The following is a 16,131-nucleotide window of genomic DNA, read 5'->3' on the forward strand; positions in this document are numbered from 1 at the left end:
GTTTGCCTGAGGGCGCGGGCTATACAGCGCGGCGCGGAAGACGTCGTCGATCGGCGATATGGATCAACTTTGCGAAGGTTTGCAGCGGGGAGCATTCCGGTTGCCACGATGGCGATAGCAGGCTTCGCATTGAGCGCAGGACGACTTGCTCCGTGACGGGCTCTGATGGGGCGCTCTGTCCATTCGTTGCAGGGCTTGCCGGCCGGCGTCAGTGATCTGCCAGCACCTTGCGTCGCGCACGACGTAGCTTTCGGTGAAGATGTCGAGCCCTGGCGCGCTACCGGTCATAGAGTCGGCCTAGATTAGCGATGGCATTTGGGACGCCGTCTCGTGGATCTCGCTCGGCTGCCCTTTCGCTGTCGCCGCATTCTTCGTGCTCAGATCAAGACATAATCGTAAGATCAAAGGTAATTCAGCGAATTTGGCCGCTCTTGGCGCAGAGCGGACATTCGTTTGAAATGCGGAGCGTGATGCGTTCTTCGCGCTTGTATGCCTCAACCTGGCGCAGATCGAACGGGCCACTTGCTCGATTAGGTGCCCGTGAGACGGGAACTCGCGGAGATTTTAATCGTTCGATCCATGCGTTCCCGCCGGACGCATCCTTGTGCCCAGCAACTCATAGATCTGCGAGCGTAGTTTGCATTTTGCCGGGAAAATCGTCGAGTTGTGGCAATACCCAGTCAGTTCAGTTGGCGGTGAGCCCGTGAGGTCCCTGGCTGTCGAGGCGTCGGGTATCACCGGAGACCGCAATTTCGTTCTGTTAGACGGTGAGACTGGCATGCCTGCCGTTCCGGAAAGAGACGCGCGTTGGCGTTCCGCGCTCCAACTAACCGCCCTAACTTTTGAGGGTGACCTGCCTGTCGTGGCATTTCCCGATGGAGCAACGATGTCGGTTGCCGATACAGGCATCAACGAACATTTATCGGGCTACTTCGGGTTTTCCGTCGCGATCGGGAAATTGGATGACGGCTCACCGGACCGCATTTTTCCAACCGCGGCACACCGCCATCATCATTTTCCGGTCCATATCCTCACGACCGGTTCGCTGCGCCGTCTCGCTGAAATCAGGTCGTTAAACGAAATCGATGTTCGCCGCTTTCGCCCGACCATACTTGTTGAGACCACCGACAGCACGGGCTTTCCGGAAGACGCTTGGGTTGGACACACCATTCGGGTGGGCACGACCGAACTTCGCGTTGAGGAGAAAACGAAACGTTGCGGAGTAACATTCATCGCGCAGCCGGGGCTCGATGAAGACCCGGACATCCTCCGAAGCATACTGCGGCACAACAAGCGACACTTCGGTGTCTATTGTTCAGTCGCCCTGGAAGGCATTATTCAGGTGGGGGATCAACTGACTATTCGGGATATCGCCTAAGCGCTTTCCAGAGTGTTGGTCCCGGCCACAGTCGCTGGGCGCTTATCGAGTATTGCGGTAGAAACGATATCGCCCAATTCCTTGGCGCTCGTCAGTCCTTGTACGAATGGCAGTTTGTGTAACAGGAAGCTGATCGCCGCACAGTAGAGTTTGTTGCAAAGATTCTCTTCAAAGATCGGGCGGAATGATCGGTCGAGATCGAGACCTCCGGTCCTGGCAAAACTCGCGTCTTCCTCGCCAATGATCAAGTTACCTAATGTCGTAGTCGCCGGACTCACGACGCCTTGCTCGACAAGGCTCGGAAAGGGAAGGTCCCGTGCCGACATAGCCGACTGACCTGTCGCATCGATAAATGCACCGAACACCTTTCGCTCACCACCGAACTCAAGAACTGCGCCGCGATCCAAACCATCAGTGTGGAGCTTGTACGCAGTCCCGAGCTTCAGAACGTCGAGCTTGCCCGCGCGCCTGAGAGCCAGAACACGCTGTATCGATTGATGAGGGACGGTGGCATAGTCATCGACGAACATGGTTTTGAGGTGTTTGTGAAAGCGCCTTAGGTCTGCCTCGTCGAGAAGCGGTACGACGCGCGCGATGACCTCATGCATGCGAAGGATGGCATAACGCCATTCGACCGTCCGTTCTTTGGTCTTGTTGTCTTCGGCCTCGGCGAGGTTCATGGCTGCCCAGACGAATGGGTCGGACTCCTCGCGCGCAGCAAAGTAGGCATTCGAGAACGTCTCAACGGTCAATAGCGAAAGGCCGATCGCTTGAGCGTACCCCGGATCTGCCGCTGCGAGCTCTTGCTTGAACAAATCAAAAGCGCGATTCAGGAGATTTCTGGACCCGATTTCGATTTCGGCGTCGATCGCCTCCGTCGTACATACCTGCAGCGGTCGGTACGGGTATTCACAGTAAAAGTCAGCTTCCGGAAGGACGCCTTTGCGCGACATCAGCGAGGCACTGAAAGCTTCGCTCTGTGCGGCTGCCCGGTACTGGAGTTGCCCTGCAGGATCCAGATAGAACGCTCCATGAGCGGTCGCCACCGTCATTAAAGCGTCGATGGCGCTTAATGACGTACCTAAAATGCCAATAGAACAGGGCTTAATGGTCTTTAAAGCGGGAGCTGGCCAGGGCGATATGAAATAGCCCGGCTTCACCTCGGTCGTTTCCGGCCAATTGTGGCCAGTCGCCATGACGACGTGGTCGTACGCATACTCCTTGAGATCACCGTTTGGAAGTGCTGCGGACACCTGTATGTCATCGGGCCGCAAGCGTATGTCTACGATCCTGTGGTTGGGCCTGATCAGGATCGCATGTCCGTTGGCCGAACCTTCTTCGACCAATCGCAGGAACTGGGACTGCAAATATTCGCCGATGACCACCCGAGGATAAAACTCTCGCTCTTTGATATTGTGGCGCGCCACGTTCAACCGCGCCAGCTCTTCGTCGGTTTGTCGCCGTAGCCAAGCGACAAGCGTTTCGCGTATCGGGGGCAATTCGACGCTCGCAATGTTTGCAAGCATCACCTGATCATTGGCGTCCGGATGATATGGCGTGCCTTTTCCCGCGTCCGCTTCAGCTTCAAAAACCGTAATCGACAGGGACGGGCCTTGCCCAATCAGTCCCGCCAAGGTGTAGATGCCGGTGGGTCCTGAGCCGATGAGGCGACTTTGGTGGTCATAATTGGTGGGCAACCGAAGGTGCGAGACGAAGGTTAGGCAACTAAGCCGCATCTAAGACCGTTATGGTCGAGAATGGTTCCCGGCATGCGAGCAGCAAAGCGTGCGCTTGTGGTCGGTAATTTGGGAAGAGCGGACGGACAAACAAATAGATGGCGAACTCGTCGAAGTTAGTTGCTGAGAAGCGGGGCAAAGTGCTGCTAGTCAAACGACGAAAGGATGGGCTCTGGATGTTTCCAGGCGGTCGCAAGCTGGCAGGCGAAACAGATAAAGAATGCCTTCGGCGCGAGATCAAGGAGGAACTGCCTAAGCTAAAAACAGGGCGGGTTACACTTTGGAAGGAGGCAACGAGCAAGAACCGTTTCTCGGGCAGAAAAATGAGTGATGCGATCTTTACTGCGAAAAATGTATCAGGCCGTCTCGACATTGGGGACAGAAAGGAGCTCGATCGCGCGGAGTGGCGGAAGCCGCACCGGCTTCGACTAACGCCGACGTCCCGGTACATTCGGGACAAACTCTTTCCGCGGAAGTGAACGGCGCGACAGTAGAGCTTGGATCGGCGCGGATGAAACGAACCGATGAATGGCATTCGACGGCCCTCACACGTAGATGGGTACGGTGGGCATGCCGTCGCGGGCCGCCATAGCCCACGATTCTAGAAGAAAATCTCTCGCCGCGTTTGTGCAGCACTTCCGAAGATCGGCCGCCAGTCGTCCCGTGTGTCCCCGGTCAAACTCTCGGTACGGCGGTAGGAACGTTGTGCATACCATCCAGTTTGGAATGCCTCAACATTTCAAGCAGGAGAGCGGTTCATGGCCACCAAAAAGGTCGCGGCAAAGGCAAAGGGCGCCGCACGCCCCCCGAAGGCTCGTTCGTCGGGTCAGTCATCAAGCCGATCAGACAATCGCTCGCGCGATATCGACAATGGCAAAAGTGCCGACCTCTCGCGCGACACCGTTGAGCCGGGCGTCGCCATGACGGGCAACCAAGGCGTCGTCATCTTAGATGACCAGAATTCCTTGAAGGCTGGTCCGCGCGGACCGACGTTGCTCGAAGACTTCCATCTCCGTGAAAAGATCACCCATTTCGATCATGAGCGAATTCCAGAGCGCGTCGTGCATGCGCGCGGCGCCGCAGCGCATGGCGTATTTGAACTATATGAAGATCTTTCAGATTTTACGTCTGCAGGGGTTTTGAACGACACCTCGCGCAAGACACCTGTCTTTGTTCGCTTCTCGACAGTCGCTGGCTCACGCGGCTCTGCCGACACACCGCGGGACGTGCGCGGGTTTGCGGTTAAGCTCTACACCGAGGAGGGAGTCTGGGACATCGTCGGCAACAATATGCCGGTCTTCTTTATTCAAGACGCTATCAAATTTCCCGATCTGATCCACGCGGTCAAACCGGAGCCGAATAACGAAATCCCGCAAGCGGCGTCGGCGCATGACACGTTCTGGGACTTCATTTCGCTGACGCCCGAGAGTGCTCACATGCTGATGTGGGTCATGAGCGATCGCGCGCTGCCGCGCAGCCTCGCCATGATGGAGGGTTTTGGCGTCCACACCTTCCGGCTTGTGAACTCCAAGGGCAAGGCATGCTTTGTGAAATTCCACTGGAAGCCGGTGAAGGGCGTGCATTCGCTGGTCTGGGATGAGTCGCAGAAGATCTCCGGCAAGGACGCCGATTTCCACCGGCGCGATCTTTTCGAGTCGATCGAGCGGGGCGACTATCCCGAATGGGAGCTTGGCTTGCAGATCGTTCCGGAAAAGGACGAATTCAAGTTTGATTTCGATCTTCTCGACCCCACCAAAATCATTCCGGAGGAATTGGTGCCGGTGCGTCGGGTCGGAAAAATGACGCTCAATCGCAACCCTGACAATTACTTCGCCGAAACCGAGCAGGTGGCGTTCCACACCGGGCACATCGTGCCAGGCATCGATTTCAGCAATGACCCGCTGCTGCAGGGGCGGCTGTTCTCCTACACGGATACGCAACTGCGTCGCGTCGGTCCGAACTTCGCAGAACTGCCGATCAACCGTCCACTGTGTCCGGTTCATAATAACCAGCGCGACGCTATGGCACGAACGACCGTTGACAAGGGGCGGGTATCGTATTTTCCGAACCGCCTTGGCGGTGGCTGCCCGATGCATTCGCCGGATGGAGCTCAAGCCTTCGTTAGCTACGGAGAAAAAGTCGATGGCGCAAAAATCCGCCAGCGCAGCGACAGTTTCTCCGACCATTTCAGTCAAGCGACCATGTTTTGGAACAGCATGGCGGATTGGGAGAAGGCACACATCGCCGAGGCTTTCGCGTTCGAACTGAATCAGGTTGAGAATGAGGAGGTTCGACACCACGTCATGAACGAGATCCTTGTCAATATTGCCGAACCGCTCGCCCAGGCTGTCTCTGCGCAGACTGGCATCGCAGTCGCTCCCGTGGGAACGGCTCGTAACCCCACACCCTCTGCGCCGAGCCCATCGGGTCCGTTGCGCAAAGACGCGAAGGATCTGGTATCGCCGATACTTAGCCTCGACAGGCCTTGCGACAGCATCAAGGGCCGCCGGATCGCCATCCTCGGCGGTGACGGCATGGACGCGGCGCAGTTCAAGTCCATCCTCGCTGCCTTGGCAGCCGAAGAAACGGTCCCCGAACTCGTCGCCGCTCATGCCGGGACGGTGCCTGACTCCAATGGAAAACAGCAGAAGGTCAATCGCGCAGCGCCGAACGCACCTTCCGTGATCTACGACGGCGTCATCGTCTTGGGTGGCAAATCAGCTGCGGCGCTTGCGGTCTCTGGCCTAGCCATTCATTTTGTGAACGAAGCGTTCAGGCACGGCAAGCCTTTGGCATTCTTCACTGACGGTAGGGTTGTTTTGGAAGCAGCCCATTTGCCAGAGGCTGATGAAAGCGTGGGCGTGGTTAAGGATGGAAACATCGCCTCTTTTATCGAGGCGATGCGTCAACATCGGTTCCCAAATCGGGATATTGATGCGGTGCCAGCCTGAAGGCGTCTCAGCAGCCTTACAGATGCTGTTTATCTTGCGATCAAGCTCGCGGTCGGCTTTGGCAGTCGCGGCATTCCCTGTGCTGGTGGCTGCAGAGCCACCGCGTGCACCACTGGATGGCCGTTGCAGCAGAGTAAGGTGCGCGGTTTCGTTGGAGCGGGGCGTCTTAAGCTAGTTCGTAAACCAAGAAACCTTTGATGCAGCTCGTGATTATGCTCATCCAAGGGAGTGAGCAAAAATGCGCCAGGGTACATCATTCCGGCTGAAGGCATCGGACTTCGCGAAAAAAGCGGAGATTGAAGTAGACCCACAAGAGAGCCTGCGGTTACTTCAAATGGCGCATTACTGGATATCTGCCGCTGATAACGAGGACTGGCTCAACGCCAATTCAATGCACAAACCGGCGCCGCCGGAACGATAGGAGGCGGCGCGCTTTGTCTCCGGTAACCAGCGTCAATCGCGTTGGCAACAGGTGGCGTTGGCCATCACAAAGGCCACCTATGATTATCGGAGCTGCAGACCGAGCCATGGACATCTATGGCGCCCTTTCGGATCGTGCTGAAGCGTTAGGTGTTCGTGCTGAGCTTACCAAACATCTCGATGAGCTTTATGCTGAGGGTGAGACAGACCGGCACCGTCTGACAGTCCACGGGCTGACTTTTCTCCGCGAGCATGACGCTGAGCGTAGTCGTTAGCGTTCCTGCTGCGCCCGCTGCTTTTTCAACGATTTCCTGCGGGATGCTTCCGCTAGAACGGCCTGTCTTTCATCTTCCGCCGTTCCCGGCGCCGGATGGTATGGGCCGTTCCTCGGCGCGCCTGGTGTCGGCATAGCTGGCATCAATTGCGTGCCGAGATTCCGACCGCTCGGCTGTACTTCCATGGGCGATGTCGGCTTGCGCTTGGGCATTGTGATCAACGTTGCGCTTCAGCCAAAGTTTCGCAAACTCAAAGCAAGTTCCTGATTGACTCTGTGTTCGCGTTTCGTTCCTATGGCGTATCATCAGGGAATTGGACCATGGGACTCGACCACATCAGGGCCGAGATTGTGCGCATGCGCGTGCAGATCAAGCGGCAGCAAAGAGACATTCTTGACCTCCAGAAAGCTGGCATCAATATCGCCTCTGCCGCTGCGTTGCTGGAGCGCATGTACGCCAAGGTCGATGAACTGATTGGTGAGCGTAATAAAGCGCTGGCTATTGCGCCTAGTTGGGCGCACTTTCCGAATATCACCGCCCGGCCCTTGGCCTCTATCGGTGATGAGATCGCCTATTGCGCTCCCGCCTTCCTCTCATGGAAAGGAGCGTGCGATGACTTCGCACTTGCTATTTGGTGAACCCATTCAGCTTGAGACCCATGCGGAATTCGAAGCTGTTGCAACGGATTTGCTTTCCAACCTTGCCTGTCGCCGCAATAAACGGCTCGAAAGCCGCGACAGAGCCCAACGAATAGATGCGTTGATTGAGCGCCTCAGTCAGCACGGGGCACGTTGATCATGACTATAACGAAACTCTGGACAGCTGAAGACGTGGCTCATCTTCTTAGGCTTGAAGCATCGGGCGCCACGCTACTCCGCGCGTCCGCAGCGCTGGGGCGGCGCAGCTCTGCGGTCACGAAGAAGGCCAATCAGCTCGGCAAATCGTTTCCGGGTGTAAGGAAGGTTCGGGCTGACCTTCGCCAATCAGGCGCTATCGAACCGTTACGAAGAAACACGGGCGCGACTTAAAACGAGTAGAGCCCATAGCCTCTCAATGCGTCTTGCGGTTCTGCCACTTCTCCAGGTCTGGCTTCGGGGTGTCCGGTAGACTCGGATCGGTCGTGTTCTGCGGGTTCTTCTCCCAAGGCTTATCGCTCTGAGCCAGACTACCCTTGTCCTGCTCGGTGCTCGGATCTGGCTTGAACTTTTCACTAGGCAGATTGTCTTCAGAATTCTTCACCGTTCGCTCCTTTGTGACAAAGCAATACGCTTTCGATGTCCACGTTCCGGGCGCTGGAACGAATAAGGTGTCTGCATATTGTCGAAGCATGGTGCATTTCGTTGATCAGTCCCCGCGTTACGCCGTCCTCGCCGAGGAGGCTACCGAGATCGCGTGGGATTACTTAGAGCGCGCCGGTAAGATCGACGATCCAGAGCGCTGCAGCTATTTTCTTCTCGGCCACATAGAATCGATGATCAAGCGCGGTGAACGAAGTCGCCTGCTGCTATCAAATCGTGCCATTGCGGAATACCTGCGGGTAATCGAACCGTGCACGCTTGAAGTGGCGTCCTGAGGGCCTGCGATGTCGATGGTGATGGGCAGCAAACGTACAGCGAAACGGAGACGAGCGGGCTTTGGTTGGTTCTACGATAAGCGGCTCGCAGAAAATAAGGCTGAGAAATGTTTAGTTCATTCGCCAAACAGGTTGGACCGAATCCCCCGCCAGCCGACGACGACTTTGAGGGCCTAACCTTGGGGCTCTTGACGCTCGGTGTTTTGGTTATAAGCCTGCCGATGCTGTTTCATATCATAGGCGCGTAATCGTGTTGTCATGGGCGTGAATGCGGCGCAGGATTGCTCAATGGTGGATAGACAGCCAAGATAAAAGATTAGAGGCGGAGCTCGCAGCCGCGCTGGCCGTCCAGTTGGCAGCGCTCGCTACGGTGAGCCTACGGTTCCTGTTCGAGTCCCTGTGAGGTTACATTCTGCTGTGCAGCTCCTTGTAGATCTCGGTCCGCGCAAGCTTCCCGTCATAGCTGTGGGTAAACCAAGCGAAGCCTCTATGCTTGGCGCGAGGGGCGTCAATCTGTGCATATGTATTCGTAATTTCCGAGGAACGGTGCAAGCGTTCGAGGTGTGAAACGAAAACCCTCGGGATCATCGGCAATTAAGTCAGTCATCTGAGATCGATGCGCCGCGATCGCTTGCGCTTTTATTTCTTTTTCGCTGGTTATATCGATACGATATCCGCTGGCGCCGTTGGTCAAAATTTCCGTCTCTGGATCGAGGTGCCAGCCCCAGATCGGGTATTCCCACAACTTGACGTCGGGGCACAGCGCGATCGTCGCCTTGCACAAAGCTGCTGCTGCAACATGATCGCAATGCGGGTCGTGTCGCCAAGTAACGAATAGATTCCTCGCACCGCTGTCTCTCACGATGGCAGACAGGTCGCCAGTGGCTTGCTCAAAAACGGTGCCGGACAACGGTGCCTTGGCGTCGGGCTGATCGAAGTGATGCAAGTCGGCGGCGTTCAGGCCAAGGATCCTGGCAGCCTCGAGCACTTCCTGCTTGCGTAGCGCAATCAAGCGAGGCGTGGGGTAGGTTTTCGATTTTGTATGGGAGCCGGCGCCGTCTGTCAGCACCACAATGATAACCCGCTGGCCGACGTCGCGGGCTTGCCTGATCAAGCCTCCCAGGCCGAGCGTTTCGTCGTCGGGGTGCGGCGAAACCACAACAAACGGCGCGTCACCAACTATTTCGGATCGGGTGGCGACAGGAAGCTGCCGCGTCTCCTCCAGAAACTGCGAAATTTTCATCAGAAGTCCCCGACGCCTGCAGATGCGTTTAAAAATGTTTTCGCCGCATCGCTCATCGCAAGATCAGGCGCAGGCTGTCGCAGATAAGTTGAAAGATCGCGGCAGATGCGTTCGACTTCGTTTGACCGAACAAACGCTCGAAGGCCTATGCCGCGCTGGACTGCCTCAATGACGGTTAGAGCACTTCTCTCAACCGTCATGCGGGTCAAATGAGCGATCGCGACAGTTTCGTCTGGATCGCCGTCGCCAGCCATCCTTCCGGCCGTTTCTTCCACCCAGAAGCGTGCCGTCTTGGCGGCCGACACACATATTGCGAGGCGCTGAAGCTGATAAGGATCCTCGCCACGTTTGGTGACGACCAGATGTCGCTTGAACAGGTCAACCAAGCGCTCGACCGCTCCAACATGCGCTGCGCAAAAACGCCACGCTCCGCCGGAAAAAGTTGGTTGTTGCATGTAATCGTTCGGTTTGCCTACTCGTTCGTGGGCGGTGACCAACATTCCTGTAAAATCCACCGTCCCGGTAGCGGTGGCTCGCATTCCTAGCGCCTGCCAGCCTCCGACGTCGTGTTCGTAGCCGGGATGCAACCGAAGCAGACACATCTGCTGCCCATCGGAATCAGTGGCTGTCACAAGCGGGCGAGCCACGAACCCAGCACCAGATGCTAGGATCTTGCGACCTTCGAGGACAGAGACACCTCCATTGGCTACAATCTTGAGGCCAATAGCGTCTTCGGCACCCCACACAGCCGAAAGTGCGCCTTTAGCGACATCGCGGGCCAGCTCTGCGACTTGGTCGGCAGTTCCGTATCGGCAAACTAAGCCGATGGCGTTCAGGTGACCTTCAAATAGGCGAGCCAGTGAGAGATCTGCCGCACCCAGCGTGCGGAGGATGGTGCATTGCTCGAAGCCAAATCGGTCATCCCACAACCCTGCGCCACCGAATTCGATCGGTAGCGGGCAAATCGCAACGCTGCCTGATGCAAAGTCGCTCCAGGTATCCCGCGATATAAACGCATCGGCATCGGTTTCAGCCGCACGCGCGGCGACTTTGGCGGCAAATGCTGCGACGTCCTGAATGACAGACTTGGGATCAGTGGAAATGAGAATGGGATGACCTCGTTCTGCGAAGGCGCCGAGGGCAAGCTGACGTTAGTCAATTAGTTCCGACCAGGAACAAGGAAGGTCACCGGTTCTTGGTTCGATTGAAGGTGGGATTGAATGATGGCAACTATTGAACTCATCCCGCACAACGAACGCGTTGGAACTTGGATTCTGTTCTGGGTCGAAGAGAACGAGCCTTTAGGCCGCGTTTTTGCGCAGGAAGACGGAAGCTATATCGTTAGCACGCAAGGTCCGTATTGGAATCCTATGAAAAGCTTCGCCGGAAACCGCTTCGCGACGGCGCAGGAAGCTCTGCAAGAAGTCCGACTATACTTTCAACATCGATAGCTATTCGCCAAATCCGAAGATCGCACGGGAACGTGCCACACTTCGCCGCATTCTACGCTCGGCGTTTCACACCGGACAGGGATCGGAAACTTCGCGTTGCGTATAGGCATAATCGCTCATCTTAAGCATCCGATCGTTGAACCATTTGCCGGAGGGCTGGAGATGCATACGCATTTGCTTGCGAAAACGTTGCGTAGCCGAGGTCACGAAGTCGTTGTCTTCGCATCCACGAAGTCGTGCGGCACGATCGGCGTCAAGCCAATCTGCTCTCAGACGGCTCTGGACGTTTATGGAATGGACGAGGCCGAAGACGTCGCTTTCTTCAAAGAGCACCACGCCTATCTCACGTTGATGAACCAGCTTCGTACCTCGTCATTTGACATCATCCACAATAACTCGCTTCATTATTTGCCGATAGTCATGGCAGACGCGTTGCCGATGCCGTTGGTCACGACCTTGCACACGCCGCCTTTCAAATGGCTCGCAAGCGGCGTCCGCATCGCAGGAGGTCAAAATCTCCGGCTTGTAGCCGTATCTGATGCGATCCGTCAGGAGTGGTCGGACGTTGCATTGGCGGAGGATGTCATCTTAAACGGCGTCGATCTGTCGGGCTTCCGTTTTCACCATAGTCCAGACCGCGAGCCCTATTTGGTCTGGTATGGCCGGATTGTGCCTGAGAAGGGGCTTCATTTTGCAATCGACGCGGCGCGGCGCCTCGGAATGAACCTGCGCTTCGCCGGACCGCTTCTTGACCAGGCTTATTTTGAGAAGCAGATCCGACCGCGACTTGGTAGCGATGCGCTCTATGTCGGCCATCTGACGCATCGAGACCTATCAGGTCTCATCGGCGGCGCTCGGACATTCCTTTGCACGCCTTGTTGGGAAGAACCGTACGGGCTGGTCGTCGCTGAAGCTTTGGCGTGCGGAGTGCCGGTCGCGGCGTTCGCTCGGGGCGCGATTCCGATGATCCTTACGCCGACGACAGGAGCGTTAGCCATTCCGGACGATGCCTTATCTTTGGCTGAGGCAGCAACGAAAGCGCTAACGCTCGATCGGGCAGATTGCCGACGGCGGGCGGAAAGCTTCTGCGACGCGGAGGTTATGGTCGATGGATACGAAACTGTTTATCGACGCGCTCTCGGCGGCACACTTTCGGAAGAAATTCTGACCCTGGATGACGCTAATTCGTTTTTACCGGAAGCGAACTAGCCATGGCGGACGGCAAGCTCGTCGTTTGCGTGCCCGCACGGAACGAGGAAGAGCGGCTTCCCCGCCTTATCGACGCTTTGAGCCGTCAAACGATCGATGACGCTACCGTGGTGGTGTCCTTAAACAATACCACTGATCGGTCCAAAGATGCGGTTGCCGCGGCGTCCCGTCGGTATCCAGCTCTAAACCTTGTATTAGACGAGGTCGTCTTCGCTCCCGCGGACGCCCATGCGGGAAACGCAAGGCGGCGCGCGATGGATTTAGCAGCCGACATAGCGGGACCGGCCGGGTACGTCCTCACAACCGATGCTGATACCCGACCTCCTGAAGACTGGCTCGCAGCTAACCTTGCGGCGATCTCGTCTGGCTTCGATGTCGTGGGCGGTCGGATCGCGATAGATCGAAGCGAGCCGTTGAGCGATGCTGTAACGGCGCTGGGTTTGCTCACGGATCGTTATTGGGCGCATGTTCGTGAAATCGAGGATGCCGTAGATCCCGTGCCCTGGGATCCACCGCCTCGCCACGGTGATCACACAGGCGCAAGTCTTTGCGTGACGGTGTCAGCCTATCGTCAATGCGGCGGCGTACCCGCCATACCAAGTAGCGAGGACCGGGCGCTGGTGCAGGCAATAGTACGTTGCGGTGGGCGTCTCGCTCATCCGGCCTCGATCTGGACGCGCGCATCGCCACGCACTGTCGGCCGAGCAGCCGGCGGTATGGCCGAACACATGATGCGGTTAGAAGGGCTATGCGGGACGGAAGGCCGCATCATGCTGCCGTCCTTCGCGCAATGGCGGCTGCGTGCCGCATGGCGGCGCGACGCCCGCCGGCGCGGCGGCGCGGCGTTGGTCGCCGAACTAGAGGAACTGCTCCCTCCCATGATCGACGACACGGTACTCCGAGAGGCCCTATTCGAGGCGGCGGGGTGAAGGGGCCCATCGGCTATTACGTGCATCACCACGGCGACGGGCACCGACAACGAGCTCTTGCCCTGGCCGCGGCAGCGCAATCAGGACGCATGGTCCTGTTAGGCACCGGGTTGGCGGGACGGACAGCCAATGTCGCCACGGTGGACCTGCCGGACGATCGTATGATGGACACTGACGCTTTCGACGGTGTGGATGGCACGACTTCTCGTCCCCTCGCTTGCCATTACGCGCCGCTCGATCATGAAGGCGTCAGAAAGCGCATGGGCCTCATCGCGCGCTGGATCATGGACAACCGGCCGGCAATGATGGTCGTCGATGTTTCGGTCGAGATCGCGATGCTCGCAAGGCTCTGCGCCACGCGCGTGGCGTTTGTTCGTCTCAGTGGCCCTCGGGACGATCCGGCACATATGGAAGCTTATCGTGCCGCTTCACTGTTGGTTGCGCCATTCTCGCAAACGCTCGACGACATGACGTTGCCCGCCTGGGTTCGAGAGAAGACGGTTTATTGTCCAGGAGTGACCATACATAGTGGCGCCTCGTCGCAACCGGTGTCCGGCAGAGTGCTGGTCGTTGGAGGGAAGGGCGGCGCACCCCAGGATGGCACACTTATCGCTGCCGCGGCGTCTGCAACGCCTGACCGTCAATGGCGGGTCATAGGGCCCGCGACACCGCCAAGACATTGCCCAGAAAATCTGGCGTTTGTGGGTTGGACCAATGATCCGTTGCGCGAGATCGCCGCCTCGGAAATCGTCGTGGGTGCTGCGGGTGACGGCTTGGTCAACGCGGTCATCGCGATCGGTCGCCCGTTCATCTGCATCCCAGAGCCGCGACCTTTCGGTGAACAAGTTCAGAAAGCTAGATCATTGGGAGAGGCACGCGCTGCCGTCGTCGTGGAAGCATGGCCACAAGTGTGGGAATGGGCGCGACTTCTTGAGCAAGCGCAAAACCTCGATCTCACGCGTGTGGTCGCTCTTGGCGATCCCAACGGGGCAGTCAACATGCTCGCAGCGCTCAATCGGAATCTGTCGGATCAGAAATAAGTGGACGGTGGTTGCGTCGCGGCTTTCAACTCCGCGGAGCTAGGCGCGCGCTCCAGACGTAGTACGCCGTTTGAGAACGAGACAAGTCCAAGCTCTTCGAACTGCTTCAGCCATCCATCCATGGGCCATGTGCCCCAACGAGTGTGAAAGCGGTTGGCGTTTCGCACGATGTCGGCGACATGTTGCAGCGGCGGGGAAATGACGCCGTGATGTTGGTGGAATGATCCCGTGCCACCGAGAAAGAGGAGAGGCAGCCCAGCTTCCGATGCTCGAAAGCCGAAATCTGTGTCCTCCGCTCCGTAGCCCTCATATCCCTGATCAAATCCCCCCAATGCGTCGAAGCGGACGCGGCGGATGCCGAAAGTCAACGACCAGAACAGCCCGGCGTTGCGCTCTCTACGGCTCCCGTGGTCGGGAAACGTCCTGACCGGATGCTGAACTGAGGCTTGTTCGAGCTTGATATCGTCATGGTGGCCGGAATCGTTGGGCCCGAGATACCGGACTTCAGGACAGATCAGCGCATCCCAAACACGGAGCTCGCGATCCATCGTCGCGACGAGGTTGGTGCGCGGAATGCAGTCCACGTCTAGGAATAGCAATCGCTTGCCGCCAGCAGCTCGCGCACCGAGATTGCGCGCTTCCGCCAAAGCAAGGCATTTGGCGTCGAACGCGATGCGCTGGCATGGGAATGGCAAGTCAGGGATCGCGACGGGAGCATCGCTCATATCGACGACGATCAGCTCCCGAGGGGATGTTGTGCTCCGCCTCAGGCCTTCGATCAGACGCTGGAGGTGCTGGGCCCGGTTGCGGACAATCGTGATGACGCTGAGCTTGATCACGCGGCGCGCCATAGGTCTAGGCGGTAAGCGTCGCGACGGTCGGATGCAATCGTTTGAAAGTTTGGCAGCGATTGGCGCAGCAGGCGCACGGCTTCGTCGCCAGTCTGCGGATAATCGGTTTCGCCGATCCAGTGCACGAGCAACAGAGCGCCTTTCGGTGCGATATGCTTTTCGATCCATGCGCCTGCCGCCGCGATGTCGGCAGTGCTCCAGTAATAAACAACTTCCGACATCAAGATCAGATCAAAAGAGCTGTTCGGTGTCTGGCGAGGAAACGGCATGTTGAAAAAGTGGACATGTGTCGAAGCCCGGTTGCGGTGACGGGCGCGCTGCAAAGCAGTATCGCTGACGTCAATTGCGACGACGGACTCACATACACTGCTTAGGCGCTGCGTGAGAAGCCCGTTGGCGCAACCGACCTCCAGAGCGCGCGCAAAATGGTGTGTACCAAGTGACGCAATGGTGTGGTCATATTTTCCGGCTTCATACGCGCTGGTTTCAAACTTCCATGGATCTGGATCGCCGGCATACATCCGCTCAAAGTATTCGGACGATATAGAATCCGACATCTAGCCTCCGCGTGTCTACGGGCAAATCGTTGGCGTGATGCCCATCCTGATCGGAACGTCCCGACACTAGTCGAGTTCCGGAAGTCGGTCCTTGCTTACGGTCGGAGCACCTCGCACAATGAGCCGGCAACATTCCGGAACGAGTAGGTCTTCCGCCTGTTGACCTTGCACTGTCACCGACTTGTGAGGACTTCCAATGAAACGTCTTTCCACCATTTGCGTAGCGACTGCCCTTTTGATTACGGGTGCCGCATATGCGCAGGCTCCCGCTGCGAAGGACGGCCCCGGCAATAACGCCGTTAACAACGAGCAAAAGAATTCTGACGCGCCAGTTGCTGGCCGCAACTCGTTCACCGAGGGACAGGCCAAGAGTGCAATCGAAAAGGCCGGCTATTCCGACGTTACCGAGCTGAAAAAGGATGACAACGGTGTCTGGCGCGGCAAGGCGAGCAAGAACGGCTCGGCAAGTGCGATCAGCGTCGATTTTCAAGGCAACGTAAACGCTGCCAAGTAATAGG

The 16,131-nt window shown here is 57.4% G+C and carries 18 protein-coding genes and 1 pseudogene; 13 read left to right on the forward strand and 6 right to left on the reverse strand.

Annotation, left to right across the window (positions count from 1 at the left end; translation table 11 throughout):
- Positions 1-637: 637 nt before the first annotated feature.
- Together AC1RQ5_RS28115 and AC1RQ5_RS28120 are read left to right on the forward strand one after the other, a co-directional pair.
- A pseudogene (locus AC1RQ5_RS28115) lies at positions 638-769 on the forward strand (MOSC N-terminal beta barrel domain-containing protein); the annotation flags it as partial.
- 9 nt (positions 770-778) lie between these two features.
- The gene (locus AC1RQ5_RS28120; RefSeq protein ID WP_493204524.1) at positions 779-1,378 is read left to right on the forward strand and encodes an MOSC domain-containing protein; all 600 of its coding nucleotides are present in this window, start codon (positions 779-781) and stop codon (positions 1,376-1,378) included.
- Here AC1RQ5_RS28120 and AC1RQ5_RS28125 read toward each other — a convergent pair.
- Positions 1,375-3,075, reverse strand: coding sequence for an FAD/NAD(P)-binding protein (locus AC1RQ5_RS28125; RefSeq protein WP_493203901.1), 1,701 nt, complete (start codon positions 3,073-3,075; stop codon positions 1,375-1,377). The genes AC1RQ5_RS28120 and AC1RQ5_RS28125 overlap by 4 nt on opposite strands.
- A gap of 137 nt (positions 3,076-3,212) precedes the next feature.
- On the opposite strand from AC1RQ5_RS28125, the gene AC1RQ5_RS28130 reads away from it, so the two are divergent.
- The 5 genes from AC1RQ5_RS28130 to AC1RQ5_RS28150 all read left to right on the forward strand — a co-directional run bounded on the left by AC1RQ5_RS28130 (position 3,213) and on the right by AC1RQ5_RS28150 (position 7,555).
- Positions 3,213-3,593: an NUDIX hydrolase gene (locus AC1RQ5_RS28130; RefSeq protein WP_493203903.1), complete on the forward strand. Its 381-nt coding sequence runs from the start codon at positions 3,213-3,215 to the stop codon at positions 3,591-3,593.
- A 279-nt stretch (positions 3,594-3,872) separates the two neighbouring features.
- Positions 3,873-6,065: a catalase gene (locus AC1RQ5_RS28135; RefSeq protein WP_493203905.1), complete on the forward strand. Its 2,193-nt coding sequence runs from the start codon at positions 3,873-3,875 to the stop codon at positions 6,063-6,065.
- A 238-nt stretch (positions 6,066-6,303) separates the two neighbouring features.
- Positions 6,304-6,486: a hypothetical protein gene (locus tag AC1RQ5_RS28140; RefSeq protein ID WP_493203907.1), complete on the forward strand. Its 183-nt coding sequence runs from the start codon at positions 6,304-6,306 to the stop codon at positions 6,484-6,486.
- Positions 6,487-7,080: 594 nt separating this feature from the next.
- On the forward strand, positions 7,081-7,398 hold the full coding sequence (locus AC1RQ5_RS28145; protein WP_493203909.1) for a hypothetical protein: 318 nt from the start codon (positions 7,081-7,083) through the stop codon (positions 7,396-7,398).
- Entirely contained in the window at positions 7,373-7,555 is a 183-nt protein-coding gene (locus AC1RQ5_RS28150; protein WP_493203911.1) for a hypothetical protein, read from the forward strand. Before AC1RQ5_RS28145 ends, AC1RQ5_RS28150 begins: the two co-directional genes overlap by 26 nt.
- Positions 7,556-7,810: 255 nt before the next feature.
- On the opposite strand, the gene AC1RQ5_RS28155 is transcribed toward AC1RQ5_RS28150, so the two are convergent.
- On the reverse strand, positions 7,811-7,999 hold the full coding sequence (locus AC1RQ5_RS28155) for a hypothetical protein (RefSeq protein ID WP_493203913.1): 189 nt from the start codon (positions 7,997-7,999) through the stop codon (positions 7,811-7,813).
- 88 nt (positions 8,000-8,087) lie between these two features.
- On the opposite strand from AC1RQ5_RS28155, the gene AC1RQ5_RS28160 reads away from it, so the two are divergent.
- Positions 8,088-8,333, forward strand: a complete 246-nt coding sequence (locus AC1RQ5_RS28160; RefSeq protein WP_493203915.1) for a hypothetical protein — start codon at positions 8,088-8,090, stop codon at positions 8,331-8,333.
- A 508-nt stretch (positions 8,334-8,841) separates the two neighbouring features.
- Here the strand turns inward: AC1RQ5_RS28160 and AC1RQ5_RS28165 are convergent.
- Both AC1RQ5_RS28165 and AC1RQ5_RS28170 read right to left on the reverse strand, forming a co-directional pair.
- Positions 8,842-9,576 (reverse strand): PIG-L deacetylase family protein, encoded by a 735-nt coding sequence (locus AC1RQ5_RS28165; protein WP_493203916.1) that lies wholly within the window; start codon positions 9,574-9,576, stop codon positions 8,842-8,844.
- Positions 9,576-10,685 (reverse strand): acyl-CoA dehydrogenase family protein, encoded by a 1,110-nt coding sequence (locus AC1RQ5_RS28170; protein WP_493204526.1) that lies wholly within the window; start codon positions 10,683-10,685, stop codon positions 9,576-9,578. The genes AC1RQ5_RS28165 and AC1RQ5_RS28170 overlap by 1 nt, the downstream gene beginning before the upstream one ends.
- 114 nt (positions 10,686-10,799) lie before the next feature.
- Here AC1RQ5_RS28170 and AC1RQ5_RS28175 point away from each other — a divergent pair, with 114 nt between their 5' ends.
- The 4 genes from AC1RQ5_RS28175 to AC1RQ5_RS28190 all read left to right on the forward strand — a co-directional run bounded on the left by AC1RQ5_RS28175 (position 10,800) and on the right by AC1RQ5_RS28190 (position 14,205).
- Positions 10,800-11,027, forward strand: a complete 228-nt coding sequence (locus AC1RQ5_RS28175) for a hypothetical protein (RefSeq protein ID WP_493203917.1) — start codon at positions 10,800-10,802, stop codon at positions 11,025-11,027.
- Between the two features lie 162 nt (positions 11,028-11,189).
- Positions 11,190-12,236: a glycosyltransferase gene (locus AC1RQ5_RS28180; protein ID WP_493203919.1), complete on the forward strand. Its 1,047-nt coding sequence runs from the start codon at positions 11,190-11,192 to the stop codon at positions 12,234-12,236.
- A 2-nt stretch (positions 12,237-12,238) separates the two neighbouring features.
- Positions 12,239-13,165 (forward strand): glycosyltransferase family 2 protein, encoded by a 927-nt coding sequence (locus AC1RQ5_RS28185; RefSeq protein WP_493203920.1) that lies wholly within the window; start codon positions 12,239-12,241, stop codon positions 13,163-13,165.
- Positions 13,162-14,205 carry a glycosyltransferase gene (locus AC1RQ5_RS28190; RefSeq protein WP_493203922.1) on the forward strand — a complete coding sequence of 348 codons (1,044 nt, stop codon included), beginning with the start codon at positions 13,162-13,164 and terminating at the stop codon, positions 14,203-14,205. The genes AC1RQ5_RS28185 and AC1RQ5_RS28190 overlap by 4 nt, the downstream gene beginning before the upstream one ends.
- Here AC1RQ5_RS28190 and AC1RQ5_RS28195 read toward each other — a convergent pair.
- Entirely contained in the window at positions 14,196-15,044 is an 849-nt protein-coding gene (locus tag AC1RQ5_RS28195; RefSeq protein ID WP_493203924.1) for a glycosyltransferase family 2 protein, read from the reverse strand. The two genes, AC1RQ5_RS28190 and AC1RQ5_RS28195, sit on opposite strands and share 10 nt — an antisense overlap.
- Positions 15,041-15,613, reverse strand: coding sequence for an SAM-dependent methyltransferase (locus tag AC1RQ5_RS28200; protein WP_493203926.1), 573 nt, complete (start codon positions 15,611-15,613; stop codon positions 15,041-15,043). The genes AC1RQ5_RS28195 and AC1RQ5_RS28200 overlap by 4 nt, the downstream gene beginning before the upstream one ends.
- 196 nt (positions 15,614-15,809) lie before the next feature.
- Here AC1RQ5_RS28200 and AC1RQ5_RS28205 point away from each other — a divergent pair, with 196 nt between their 5' ends.
- Entirely contained in the window at positions 15,810-16,127 is a 318-nt protein-coding gene (locus tag AC1RQ5_RS28205; RefSeq protein WP_493203928.1) for a hypothetical protein, read from the forward strand.
- The last annotated feature ends 4 nt before the right edge of the window (positions 16,128-16,131 follow it).

The sequence above is a fragment of the Tardiphaga sp. GW821-FHT12E02 genome (assembly GCF_058807155.1).